The following is an 11465-nucleotide window of genomic DNA, read 5'->3' on the forward strand; positions in this document are numbered from 1 at the left end:
CTGCATACTCGCTCTCAAGAAGATTTGCCTCCAGAGCGTCGAATGCCCTTAAGCGAAGCGCTAGCAGAACACATAAAGCGACGATTAATCTACTCGGGTACAGTGACGCGCATCGACTCGCCGTGGGGAATGCCCTTCTACGCGCTGACTCGTGCCTCTTACTCCCCTGACAATCAGGAAGAGCGTACGTACATCATGGTGGAAGATACGGCGCGATTTTTCCGCTTGATGAACGCTTGGGCAGACCGACAGCCCAAAGTGATGCGCGTGCTGGAGGAGCTGGATATTCCTTCAGAAAAGATGGAGAAAGCCTTCGACGAGCTAGATGAAATTATTCGCGCCTGGGCAGATAAGTACCATCAGGCCGGGGGCAGTCCTACGGTGCTGCAAATGGCGATCGGGGCGCGAGACGAACCCAGCACTCCCTAGATAGCACTCCTAAATGCAGAAAGGAGCGAGGCATGCGCCCCACTCCTGCATTTAGCTAATTAGCCTAACACGGTTGACTATGCGGCTTTGTCTATTGCACGCTTCGTCGAGCGTGACGCATCATCCGCCTTGTCCTTCACAGCGCTCGCAGCTTTGTCGATCGCGCTTTTGGTGTCCGAAGGGACATTTCTAGCAGCGGCTTTGGTGTTGTCCTTAACGTTGTCCAGCGCGCGTCCGGTCTGATTGCCAACGCGATCGGCTGTTGATTTAGCATCGTCAGCCGTGCGGGCGGTCTTGTCACCCAGACGATCGGTGGCTTGCTTTACGTCATCGGTTGCGTTCTCAGCACCGCGACGGGCATCCTTTCCAATGTTCTCAACCCGCTCGTTCAGCGGAGTGCCTGTGCGATAGTTCTCGACGTACTGATCAACGTTGTCGGCACGCTTCTCGTCAATGTTCGTTTTCACGCGGTCTGTCAGCGCTTTCGCTTTGGCATCTACCTCACTCGTATCCAAGCGGGTTTTGTCCACGTCGGTGAAGTTGTTCATGCCGCCCTCGAAGGGCTGCACCTGACCGGGAACCATGCGATCGTTAGCAGGAACCTTAGCACTAGCGACGCGGCTGCACGCCGTGCCGACCAGTAGCAGAACACCCGCTAAAACCACCATTAGAACTTGCTTTAAAGAGGCAAACAGATTTTTCATGAAGGTACTCCTTATAAGTTGCTTGTTGCTTGCGTAAGACACACCTGAATAGCTGTCTGCATCGATGCGATAGCGCAGAGCGGCGACACAGACAGCCTACACTTACTGATTGTTAACACCCGGATCAATTTCTGTTTCCGAGCCTTCGACAGCGGTTCTACGAGCATCTTTCAGAAAACCAGAGGCATCTTTGAATGCTTGTCCCGACCTTTCCAGAATTTGGACATTCGGGTCACTGCGATCGAGCACTGGCTGACGCTCTGCCGGAATCTGCTTGGCGTCAAAGAATTTCTCCTTGCCCTTTGCCCCAACGGGTCCGATCGTCGGATTCTCGGTGCTTGGCGCATTCGATTCCGGATAGAGCAGATCCGATGCGTTGCTCTTGGGGGCAGACGCAATCAGATGATCGGACAACAAGCTGGCGCGGTCTTTCTTTCCTTTCACAGCGGCGCGATCGGTCGAAGTCTTGTACTCGGTGTAGCCATCACCGCCCCCCTTATGGGGATTGTTGGCGCCACCCATCTGAACCGGCGGGTTATTAGGACGAGCACCCAGGTCGTTAGCCGGAGCGTTGCAAGCCGTTGTAACTAGCAGCACCACGCCTGCTAAAAACGCCATTAAAACTTTTCCCAGGGGCAATTTCTTTAAGAATGCAGTCGACAATTTCATACCATTCTCCTTCCGCCATTTGCGCCAGCTCAGGGAACCCTGACAGCGTTTACTTGTCGTGTGAACCAACCGATGCCCGACAATTCCTGAGGAATCCGGCGATCGACTTCGCTTGGCAGGCGTCACAGCAACGCAAATCGCACATTTTTAACGTCTAACAGCTTAGATACTGGCTACAAGAGGTTCCTCTAGCCGAAGTCACATTTCTGAGAAACTAAGGATCTCAATTTTTCCGCCTGCGGAGTGATTGTTTGCAGGTAGCGTCTATGTCTGATCGCGGCTAATGCTTCTTTCGGGGTTTAATGCCGCTTAGCTTCAACACGTCGGTGAGGGTTGCGCAGTAGGTCGGCATACCGAAGGTTTCAGGACTGACCAGAGTCCGGTGCGTGAAATGGCGATAGTTCATGGAAAAGCGGTCCCAGGCTGCCATACGAATGCGGAACAGCGCAATCAGCAGATTCGCAAGACCCGGGGTTAGGGGAATCCGAAAGTAAATGCGCTTGTGCAGATAGGCGCACATGCCCTCGATCGCCTGATCCACCGTCACCATTTGATTACCCAGCACCAGTTCACGTGGTTCTCCTTCTGAAGGAGGATAGTCAATCAAATGAGAGACAATCTGGGCGATGTCTTTGCTATGAATGAAGTGAAAGCTGCCTTCTGCTTTAATGAAGCGTAGCAGATCGATCCACTGTATGACTTGCCGGACGCCAGAAGAAACGTGTGACTGGGGCTTGTAGGCATCGCCGCCCAGCAGCAGCGTTGGAAACAGCGTCGTGATACGTGGACTAATTGCCAGCTTAGAAAGCTCCTGAAAACAGACGTATTTGGAGCGAATATAGTCGGAGCCAATTTCTCCAGCTTCTTTGAGCGGCTGATTATTGCGATCGAGAATACTAGCAGTGGAAAAATAAATCACCTGCTGACACACGGCTGGATCCAGCAGGTTCAGCAGGCGAATCGTTTTTAGAACATTGGTGTTGTAGACCTCTTGTGCCCCGCCCCAAGCTGTTGCAATCAGCACTGCACAATCAATTGTCCTGAGAATGTCGCTAAACGTGTCAATGTCCTGCAGATCTCCTTGTAGAACCGTGACGCCGGGGCGGTTACAGTTCACTTTCAGCCTGGCGGGGTTCCTGACCAGTAAATACAACTCGTGGTTGGTTTCTTGAATCAGGCTCTCAACCACATAGTGACCAATACAGCCACTCGCACCAGTCACAAAAATCCGCTTGGATGTCATTGGAAGTTCGGAGGGATATCGGGTAAGGTACCCGTGCTAAGGACACTGAAAAATTAACGATGAACCCTAAAAATGGCTTCTCTAGTGTTGCACTTTTAGGTTTCAATGTTGAATTCTTCTGGCTCCTCAGGCGTGAACAGCCAATAACTGATCCGCCTGCTTACCAATTTCAAAGAAATAGGCAGCATTTTCTTCAGGAGTGTTCGGTAGAATACCATGCCCTAGGTTAAGGATGTGTCTGCGATTACCCGCTTTGCGGATCGTGTCTAGGACGCGATCGCGAATAAAGTCCTTGGAGCCAAACAGCACACCCGGATCGACGTTGCCCTGAACGCCAATCTCTGAGCCTAACCGCTGGCGTGCATCTGCCATGTCTACGGTCCAATCGATCGTCAGGATGTCGGCTCCAGACTTTGCCATACGCTCTAGCAGTCCTGCGCTGCCGCTCACCAGCAGAATCAGCGGCGTATCAGGGTGAGTCGCCTTTACTTGACGGAAGACGCGCTGCTGATACGGGAGCGCAAAGGTGTCGTAATCTTGAGGACTCAGTTGCCCTGCCCAAGAATCAAACAGCTGCACCACCTGAGCACCGCAGTCAATCTGATAGCGGGCGTAAGTGGCGATCGCGTCGGCAAACTTGGATAAAAGCTGATGCAGCACTGCCGGATCGGAAAACGCCAGATTCTTGATCACCGAGTAAGTTTTCGACCCTTTGCCTTCGACTACGTAGGCAGCCAGCGTCCACGGCGCACCAACAAACCCCAGAACCGTCGATTGATTGCCGACTTCCTCGCGCAGTGCTTTCAGAATTGGCTTAATGAACGGCAGCGATTCCTCTGGCTCTAGCGATCGCAGCTGATCGACCTGAGCTTGGGTGCGAATTGGGTCGGCAATGATCGGACCCTTGCCCTCTGCAATATCCATGTCGATGCCCAATCCCGGCAGCGGCGTTACGATATCTGAGAACAAAATGACGCCATCGGGCTGAAACGCTTTCCACGGCTGCAACGAGATTTCGATCGCTACTTCGGGAATCTCGGACCGCTCGCGAAACGAGGGATACTTCTCTCGCAGGTCCCGGTAAGCTTTCATGTAGCGTCCCGCTTGCCGCATCATCCAAACAGGCGGACGGTCTAGTGTTTCTCCACGGGCGGCACGAAGGAGGTAGGGAACCTGGGACCCGGTCATTGAGGCTTTGTCCTAGTTTTTTGAGTGCATTCGTTAGCTTATCATCCTGAGATGTCCGTTTGGACAGAGTTTTCAGGGGTTTATCAGAGCAAAAGCATCTAAAGCAGCGATCGGGAACAGATGCGGCAGGGGACGATCGCTGAGACGCCGTATCGCCCCCGCCCTAAGAGCGCTTATTCGCGTCGCTCTCGTGCGCGTCCGTATCTACCCGTACTAGGGCTACTAGGCGGACAACTTGCCGCGTCGATCGCCGTTTTGGGTAGATAGACTGCGAGTTGTCCGCATACTACCTTGATCGGGGTAGATATAAGGATTAGATTTGTCTAATAAATTGTTAGCTGTCAAAGCCACCCTAAACAAATTCTCAAATTGACCAGATACTAATGACACGAATTTTTGAGGGGTTATTGTGGGTTCATTACGGTCAAGCTTACGTTGAATCCTCAGACAGTAACGGAATTTATTTGGAAGATGCTTTTCGTGGGCAAAACAACGGACTATGCGGAGCAGCATTACCAGGTGCCCTTTTTCTCATCACTGGTTTACATACAGGCGAAGCTGGCTTTACCGTTGACGTACTAGATGCCCCGCTCCCTTTGGGTAACATTTGGGAAGAAATTGTAGAAGTTTCCTTCACCCCCGGTTTAGGAGAGATAGCTTTAACTGATTGGAATGCTAACCGTGTGTGTAATATTCCACTTCAGAAAAAGAACTACCGTGTGCGTTACTGTGCCTGCAACATGGATGTTGGGGATGATGTTGATACCACGTTGGAAAGTGAGCCGACTGTAGACTTTTATTCTTTAACTTTTTGGCGAGCTGATCCAGCCCCAGAGGTCGTGGTCAAGCAAACCTCACGAAAAGCAACATACTGGCACAATTGGGTACGAACCTTGAATGGTTAGGTTCCACGTCCAATAGAGCCTATAAATGTTAGAGATCAAGAGGCATTTCAGAACGAATGGTTGGGACTATTTCGAGAGCAGTAGAGCTGCATGACGCAGCCAAACAATTCGGGTGCAGCGAATTGATTCAAACCGCTTGGGTAAGGTGCAAAGGTGTCGGCAACCGCTGACTAGGAACATTCGGCTGCTTACACAGCGTAACAACTGAAAGAAGCCTCGCTTTGCCATAATTGTGGGTATAGGAAGATATGCGAATGGTAGGCAAGCGAGGAGTGCGATCTACGATGCAAGCAATGTCGCAAATCGAAGCTGTCAAAACGATGGAGCGTCTTGTAGGGTCGCAGGATTGGCAAGCGGCAACCGCATACTTTACCTCTGACGTTATGTACAAGGTTGGCGCACGGGAGCCAGTTTACGGTGTTGCAGGCATCCGGGATTACATGGAATGGCAAAACCAGTATGCTCTGTGGCAGGGGCACACACTGCGACTCCAATGGAACTACGACGACATTGTGGTGATTGAAGTTGACTCACATTTCATGCGATTGCGTGACCAACGCCCGATTACGATATCATGCACCGACATTTACCGTATGAGCGGGTTGCAAATCCGCGAATGGCGTGTCTACGCAGATATGTCCCTGTTTTTTGGGGACTGGTACGCAATTAAGAACGAGACAATCTCTTAAGGTCGAAGTAGCGATCGACGCGCGGGCTACGATGAGAGACGCAGCCGAACAACTCCTTGCAGGTGACTCGTATTACGCTTCATCCTCGCACCTGAAGTCGGGCGTTAGCTCTTCACCGCGTATACACGCGTATACAATTGTGTTCTCAGAATCCAGCAAAATAGTAGTTAGCTATGACATGGATGCCGTACTTCGATTCTCGCGTGACCATTGCTTTAGGCTTCTTGAAAAGATGATGTGAGAATCATCACGATAGGTTGATCTTGAAGTATTTTAGTGGCGCAGACACCGCTTTGCTAAAAGTCAACAAAGGATGCTACGAAGATGAATCAAGACATCATTCGCCAACAGTATGAGCAAATCAATCGTGGTGAACTGGATGCTGCCGTCATCAGCTTTGCCGAAGACGTGAAAACTCATGGTCGTCTGATTGGGCGAAACGGTTTCCGCCTCGTGCTTGATGATCTTTACACCACGTTTCCCGACCTGCATCAGGAAATTATTGACATGGTTGCTGAAGGAGATACTGTAATCGTTCGTGTCATGGTTAGCGGCACGCACAAGGGCGTGGGAAAGATACCAATCAACGGCGGGCTGTTGGTGGGTGTTGAGCCGACAGGGAAGCACTTCGAGGTGCAGCAGATTCACTGGTACAAACTGCACGACGGGAGAATTGTGGAGCATTGGGCAAATCGAGACGATATCGGCATGATGCAGCAGTTGGGACTTCTGCCGCAGGCTCCAACGCCCAATCAGAAGCAGCTTTGAAACGAATCGACCTGAAGCGAATCTTGCATCGATCGGCTCTCCTCGACGAAATAATCCTTTCGCTGTACCTTCTCACACCCTCTAGATCCACTCCTGCAACGTTTCTACGCACTTCTGCCTCAACAGAGCGAGTCTGCAACAAGTCGCTGCACCAAAACGCACTAGGATGCGCGGCTGAATTGCAGAGGTCACCTGCATCCAGTGAGCTTAGTCGCTAGATTTGATACTTAAGTTCAGATTTAGATGCGTTTGCCCTGAGAAGTTTATGGGGCAAACAGGCTATTGAGAGCGATCGCCTGCGCTTCCGGCATTTGTCCGTAAGTGAATACGTAGGGCACATCCTGGGGCAGGATGGGCAAAAACGTCTCCAAACTGTATGGGCTACCGTAGATTACCAAGGCATGTAGCTGCTCGGATTGCAGGAGCGAGTGCAGCCACGCTTCGGCAGCGTGCGTTAGACCAGCACTGCCGCGAAACGGATTCCCACGAATAAACAGTTGCAGCAGCGTCGGTTCGGGTGCGAGATCGGTCATAGCCGATCGGCTGTCCACAATTTGCAAGTGATAGCCCATTGCCGCAGGGAGCGCGATCGCAGGCGTGTGCCGCCCCAAAAAGTCACACCCCAGCGCATCGTCCACCAAAATTAGATTGCGCTTACTAGCGTCGGGATGCAGGTGAGTCAATCGCGACGACGCAGTCGTGTGAACTTGCATTGACGCCTGCAGCATCGCACTCGCGGCAGCGATCGTCTCTCCAGTTCCCAGCGACGCGATCGTGGGCTGGTCTACCACTGCCGCCTTATGCTTTGCGCGCCAAATCCGATTCACCGAGGCAGAAATTTGCTCAGCGGCGATTCGTCCCGTTTCGACCGCGCTACAGACCGCCTGAATTGCTCCAACCGGATCGGACGGCATCAGCAGAATATCGGCTCCGGCTTCCACTGCCAGCACAGCCGCCTCATTTGCGCCGTAGCGGTTGGCGATCGCGCCCATGACCAGCGCATCGGTCGTAATTAGCCCATCGAATCCCAATTCCTGACGCAGGAGCTGCGTCAGAATCCGCGGCGACAGCGTCGCAGGCTGCGTCGAGTCGAGCGCCGGGATCAGCAGATGGGCACTCATTACCGAATCCACGCCAGCGGCGATCGCGGCTCGGAACGGCGGCAGTTCCACGTGCTGCAAGCGCTCCAACGAGTGCGGGATCACGGGCAAATCCAAATGAGAATCGACAGCCGTGTCGCCGTGACCTGGAAAATGTTTGGCGCAGGTCAGGACCGGATGACGCTGCGCGCCGCGAATAAACGCCGTGGCTAAACGGCTCACCGTCTCAGGCACATCACCAAACGCCCGTACATTAATGACAGGGTTGGCGGGATTGTTATTGACGTCCACAGTCGGAGCCAACACCCAGTTCAGCCCGATCGCACAGGACTCTTGGGCAGTGGCGGCTCCCATCGCTTCTGCAAGCTGTTCGGCTTGATCGGCATGGGTTTGGGCGATCGCGCTTAGCGCCATCGGCGGCGGAAACCACGTTGCTCCGGCAAACCGCTGCCCGACGCCTTCCTCAACATCGGCAGCAATGAGCAGCGGCACGGACGCCCACGCCTGTAGCTGCTGCGTCCGCAACACTAGCTCGCCCGCACTGCCACCCAGCAGAATAACACCGCCCACGCCCCAATCCTGCACCCAGTGGCGCAGCGTTTCAGCAACAGGTTCCCACGCGGGATATTGAATCTGATGATCGAACAGGTAGCCAGAGGCACGAACAACCACCATCTGCGCGACTTGTTGCGCCAGAGAAAGCGTGTCTAGAGCGGGAAGGTTAGGCATGGAGGGATGAAAATTGTGAACGATAAATTTTGAATTCTGAATTACACCACCTCATTCAAAATCCAGAATTCAAAATTCATCATTATTTATCCTCTGCCGAAATGCCATCTGTTTCATCCGACTCGCCATCCGGTTTACGCTCCTGACTGAGGCGATTGATCAACGAAAGAACGCGATTGCCCCGCTCTATCGAATCGTCTTCTAGAAACACAACTTCTGGTGTGCGACGCAGCCGAAGTCGCTGTCCCAGTTCACTGCGCACAAAACCTGTTGCTGACTTTAAACCTGCCATTGTTTCAGCTTTTGCGTCAGCTGTGCCGTAGATGCTGACAAAAACCTTGGCATGCTGGAGGTCGTTCGACACGTCCACATCCGTCACGCTCACCATGCCTGTCCCCACGCGGTCATCTTTGATGCCGGAGAGCAGCAGCAGGCTGACCTCGCGCCTGATCGATTCGGCAACGCGGGCAACTCGACGATTCGTAGCCATTTCAGTAATCCTGCCTTTTCGTTACAACGTCGTTAGTTGAGTTGTCAGTGGTTAGTCGCTAGCAGTGAGCTACGAGCAAGCGTAGTCCGGTTAATGGCTAAACCAACAGGCTAATCACCAACGACTAAAAACTCGCTAAACCGGGCTGAAGCCCAGCATTGCCCGGAGCGTTAGTCCAATGAAGGCAATTCCTGCAAGCACTGCACCTATTAGAGCGATCGCCGTGCTTGGGCGCTTTAAGAGGGGCGCAAGCGGTCTAATAGCGTTAAACAAAACGCCCAGAATCACGCTTAGCAGAAAAAGCGGGTATTTCGAGATGGTATTCCAGAAACTTTGCATAGTAATCGATGAATCGTGGCTGAATCGCCGGAAGAAACCGTTGCACTTGTTTCCATTCTAGGGAAGAACGCTCGTGCTGCGTCGCTAAGAAATGGTTGAAGCTGCCGATATCGCCTTTATGATGGACGAATGCAGACCCAACTCGCGCGATCGATATATCCGCGTCCCTTCTTAAAGTGGGCAGGCGGCAAAGGTCAACTCCTTCAGCAATACATTCCTTTTTTTCCCAAACAGTTCTCGACGTACTACGAACCGTTTCTGGGAGGGGGCGCAGTATTTTTTCATCTACTGCCGCGACAGGCTTTTTTGATGGATATCAATCCAGAATTAGTCAACGTGTTTTGCTGCGTTAGGGATTGCGTAGAGGACCTGATCGAGCAACTGAGAGAGCACCGCGATCGTCACTCGCCAGACTATTACTACACTGTTCGCGCGACCAGCCATGGCACGTCAGTTGAGCGTGCTGCTCGACTAATCTATTTGAACAAAACCTGTTTCAACGGACTGTATCGAGAAAACACGAAAGGACAATTTAATGTGCCGATCGGTCGGTACAAAAACCCTGCCATTTGTGACGCTGCGCTGCTAGGTGCAGTCTCGGTGGCGCTGCGATCGGCTCGGATTGAACAATGCCGTTTTGACACGGTGATGGACTACGCCACAGAGCAGGACTTTGTGTATTTTGATCCGCCCTACCATCCGATTAGCGCTACGAGCAAATTCACCGCTTACAATCGCGATTCGTTCACGCAAGCAGACCAACTTCGCCTGCGAGATGTTGTTGTGGCATTGGCAGAGCGAGGCGTGAAGGTTATGCTTTCAAATTCGGATTGTCCGTTTGTGCGCGACCTCTACCAAGGCTTTACCATTCACACCATTGTTGCGGCGCGATCGATTAACTCCAACGCCGCAAAGCGAGGGAAAATTACGGAGGTTTTAGTCACAACATATTAGCGAGGTGAGGAGTGAGGGCTGAGATACTGGGTGCAAAGGTCGTCTGTGGATCAATTGACTCATGCTCATGATGTTGGCACGCTGGATCTTCGTGGGTGTGCTGCTGCTGCTGGCTCGGCACCTCAGCCTGATTGCCGCCTCGCTGCCGGACTCGTCGGCGCCGACGATCGTGCCGGACGATCGCGTCTCCTCCAAGAGTTGGACTGAGCCCCGTGATGCCTGTCAGTCTGCTAAGCCTGCGGTCGTCACAATCTATGCGGGACGGGAAATTGGCGCTGGCAGCATTATCGATGCCGATGGCATAGTAATCACCAGTCACCATGTTGTACGGGGAGCTAGGCAGATCTGGGTCAAGCTGCTGGACGGCGATCGACACCGTGGACAGATCATCGCAGCAGATACCGAGAACGATTTAGCGCTGGTGCACCTCGACGCTGGAGCGCGCCTGCCCACCCTGCCGCTGGCGCACTCTGTCACGCAGCCATCGAATGAGTCCGTCTGCGCGATCGGCAGTCCGCTGAATCAGCCGGGAGTGGTTACGACAGGCACCGTTATGGGAACTCGCGAAAATGGGGATTGGCAGCTGAATCTATTTTTACAGCCGGGGAATTCCGGCGGACCTCTGCTGAATCAACAGGGTGAATTGATTGGCGTTGCTCGATCGATTTGGGAGTCGAGCACGGGTGAGAATACGGGGATCAGCTTTGCAACGAGTCTGGCGTCTGTCCGACGTTTTGTGCAGCAGCACCAACTGAACGTCCGGCGCGATCGAGACAGCACCCACGCGGTTCAACCGCTGTCGCTATTTAATTCGCTTCCAGCCACAGACGGCTTTAATGCTCAGAGATTTTTGAATCAGGCTGATTCAAACAGCCGGAGTAAGCAGTAGTGATGGAAGAGTTCACCTATTTAGGTGATGCTTTAATCCGTAACTACGTATCTACGCAATCTAGCGCCAAGAACCCAGCAGGCTTTTGTATTTGCCGCTCATTAAATGTTCCTGAAAATCGCTTTACCCGATTTTTCTAAGCTGATAGTATTTGCTGTAGATGCAACGCTGTCTATCATTGGCAAGCTTGATAATTTTTGACTCTTTTTAGCAAATTCAGTCTCAAAAGCTTCAGGAAGTTGCGTTTGGGGTGTGGTAGCTACTGTCTCGTTACTTAAACATTTACAGGTGCAATATGGAAACACTTGGCTTTATTCATGCAGCCGTTGATTACGAAGATCCGAATTCGTCTCCAGAGCTGCGATCGCT

The 11465-nt window shown here is 52.5% G+C and carries 13 protein-coding genes and 1 pseudogene; 7 read left to right on the forward strand and 7 right to left on the reverse strand.

The window, feature by feature from the left end:
* Positions 1–429 (forward strand): annotated as a pseudogene (gene hetR, locus H6F43_RS15135) (heterocyst differentiation control protein); the annotation flags it as partial.
* 77 nt (positions 430–506) lie between these two features.
* On the opposite strand, the gene H6F43_RS15140 reads toward hetR, so the two are convergent.
* The 4 genes from H6F43_RS15140 to hemE all read right to left on the reverse strand — a co-directional run bounded on the left by H6F43_RS15140 (position 507) and on the right by hemE (position 4233).
* The gene (locus tag H6F43_RS15140) at positions 507–1133 is read right to left on the reverse strand and encodes a hypothetical protein (RefSeq protein ID WP_190343565.1); all 627 of its coding nucleotides are present in this window, start codon (positions 1131–1133) and stop codon (positions 507–509) included.
* 102 nt (positions 1134–1235) lie between these two features.
* On the reverse strand, positions 1236–1802 hold the full coding sequence (locus H6F43_RS15145; RefSeq protein ID WP_190343566.1) for a DUF6658 family protein: 567 nt from the start codon (positions 1800–1802) through the stop codon (positions 1236–1238).
* 280 nt (positions 1803–2082) lie between these two features.
* Positions 2083–3045, reverse strand: a complete 963-nt coding sequence (locus tag H6F43_RS15150; protein WP_190343567.1) for an NAD(P)-dependent oxidoreductase — start codon at positions 3043–3045, stop codon at positions 2083–2085.
* 126 nt (positions 3046–3171) lie between these two features.
* The gene (gene hemE / locus H6F43_RS15155) at positions 3172–4233 is read right to left on the reverse strand and encodes a uroporphyrinogen decarboxylase (protein WP_190343568.1); all 1062 of its coding nucleotides are present in this window, start codon (positions 4231–4233) and stop codon (positions 3172–3174) included.
* Positions 4234–4353: 120 nt separating this feature from the next.
* Between hemE and H6F43_RS15160 the strand changes: the two genes are divergently transcribed.
* From H6F43_RS15160 to H6F43_RS15175, 4 genes are all read left to right on the forward strand, one after another.
* Complete coding sequence (locus H6F43_RS15160; RefSeq protein WP_190343569.1) at positions 4354–4500, forward strand: hypothetical protein; 147 nt, start codon at positions 4354–4356, stop codon at positions 4498–4500.
* Positions 4501–4616: 116 nt separating this feature from the next.
* Complete coding sequence (locus tag H6F43_RS15165) at positions 4617–5138, forward strand: hypothetical protein (protein ID WP_190343570.1); 522 nt, start codon at positions 4617–4619, stop codon at positions 5136–5138.
* Positions 5139–5392: 254 nt separating this feature from the next.
* On the forward strand, positions 5393–5827 hold the full coding sequence (locus H6F43_RS15170; protein ID WP_190343571.1) for a nuclear transport factor 2 family protein: 435 nt from the start codon (positions 5393–5395) through the stop codon (positions 5825–5827).
* Positions 5828–6151: 324 nt separating this feature from the next.
* The gene (locus H6F43_RS15175) at positions 6152–6595 is read left to right on the forward strand and encodes an ester cyclase (RefSeq protein WP_190343572.1); all 444 of its coding nucleotides are present in this window, start codon (positions 6152–6154) and stop codon (positions 6593–6595) included.
* A 263-nt stretch (positions 6596–6858) separates the two neighbouring features.
* Here the strand turns inward: H6F43_RS15175 and H6F43_RS15180 are convergent, their stop codons facing one another.
* From H6F43_RS15180 to H6F43_RS15190, 3 genes are all read right to left on the reverse strand, one after another.
* Entirely contained in the window at positions 6859–8424 is a 1566-nt protein-coding gene (locus tag H6F43_RS15180) for a glycoside hydrolase family 3 N-terminal domain-containing protein (RefSeq protein ID WP_190343573.1), read from the reverse strand.
* 82 nt (positions 8425–8506) lie between these two features.
* Positions 8507–8914, reverse strand: a complete 408-nt coding sequence (rbfA, locus tag H6F43_RS15185) for a 30S ribosome-binding factor RbfA (protein ID WP_190343574.1) — start codon at positions 8912–8914, stop codon at positions 8507–8509.
* A 135-nt stretch (positions 8915–9049) separates the two neighbouring features.
* Positions 9050–9253, reverse strand: a complete 204-nt coding sequence (locus tag H6F43_RS15190; RefSeq protein WP_190343575.1) for a DUF751 family protein — start codon at positions 9251–9253, stop codon at positions 9050–9052.
* A gap of 129 nt (positions 9254–9382) precedes the next feature.
* Between H6F43_RS15190 and H6F43_RS15195 the strand changes: the two genes are divergently transcribed.
* Positions 9383–10207, forward strand: a complete 825-nt coding sequence (locus H6F43_RS15195; RefSeq protein ID WP_190343576.1) for a DNA adenine methylase — start codon at positions 9383–9385, stop codon at positions 10205–10207.
* 61 nt (positions 10208–10268) lie between these two features.
* Complete coding sequence (locus tag H6F43_RS15200) at positions 10269–11096, forward strand: trypsin-like peptidase domain-containing protein (protein ID WP_190343577.1); 828 nt, start codon at positions 10269–10271, stop codon at positions 11094–11096.
* Positions 11097–11465: the final 369 nt, after the last annotated feature.

The organism is Leptolyngbya sp. FACHB-36 (assembly GCF_014695955.1).
Classification (GTDB): Bacteria; Cyanobacteriota; Cyanobacteriia; order Leptolyngbyales; family Leptolyngbyaceae; genus FACHB-36.

Coding starts and splice junctions, on each gene's coding strand:
- H6F43_RS15150 (WP_190343567.1), bottom strand. CDS start 3,045: ATGACATCCAAGCGGATTTTTGTGACTGGTGCGAGTGGCTGTATTGGT.
- H6F43_RS15200 (WP_190343577.1), top strand. CDS start 10,269: ATGCTCATGATGTTGGCACGCTGGATCTTCGTGGGTGTGCTGCTGCTG.
- H6F43_RS15190 (WP_190343575.1), bottom strand. CDS start 9,253: ATGCAAAGTTTCTGGAATACCATCTCGAAATACCCGCTTTTTCTGCTA.
- H6F43_RS15180 (WP_190343573.1), bottom strand. CDS start 8,424: ATGCCTAACCTTCCCGCTCTAGACACGCTTTCTCTGGCGCAACAAGTC.
- H6F43_RS15175 (WP_190343572.1), top strand. CDS start 6,152: ATGAATCAAGACATCATTCGCCAACAGTATGAGCAAATCAATCGTGGT.
- H6F43_RS15195 (WP_190343576.1), top strand. CDS start 9,383: ATGCAGACCCAACTCGCGCGATCGATATATCCGCGTCCCTTCTTAAAG.
- H6F43_RS15170 (WP_190343571.1), top strand. CDS start 5,393: ATGGTAGGCAAGCGAGGAGTGCGATCTACGATGCAAGCAATGTCGCAA.
- rbfA (WP_190343574.1), bottom strand. CDS start 8,914: ATGGCTACGAATCGTCGAGTTGCCCGCGTTGCCGAATCGATCAGGCGC.
- H6F43_RS15140 (WP_190343565.1), bottom strand. CDS start 1,133: ATGAAAAATCTGTTTGCCTCTTTAAAGCAAGTTCTAATGGTGGTTTTA.
- H6F43_RS15160 (WP_190343569.1), top strand. CDS start 4,354: ATGCGGCAGGGGACGATCGCTGAGACGCCGTATCGCCCCCGCCCTAAG.
- hemE (WP_190343568.1), bottom strand. CDS start 4,233: ATGACCGGGTCCCAGGTTCCCTACCTCCTTCGTGCCGCCCGTGGAGAA.
- H6F43_RS15145 (WP_190343566.1), bottom strand. CDS start 1,802: ATGAAATTGTCGACTGCATTCTTAAAGAAATTGCCCCTGGGAAAAGTT.
- H6F43_RS15165 (WP_190343570.1), top strand. CDS start 4,617: ATGACACGAATTTTTGAGGGGTTATTGTGGGTTCATTACGGTCAAGCT.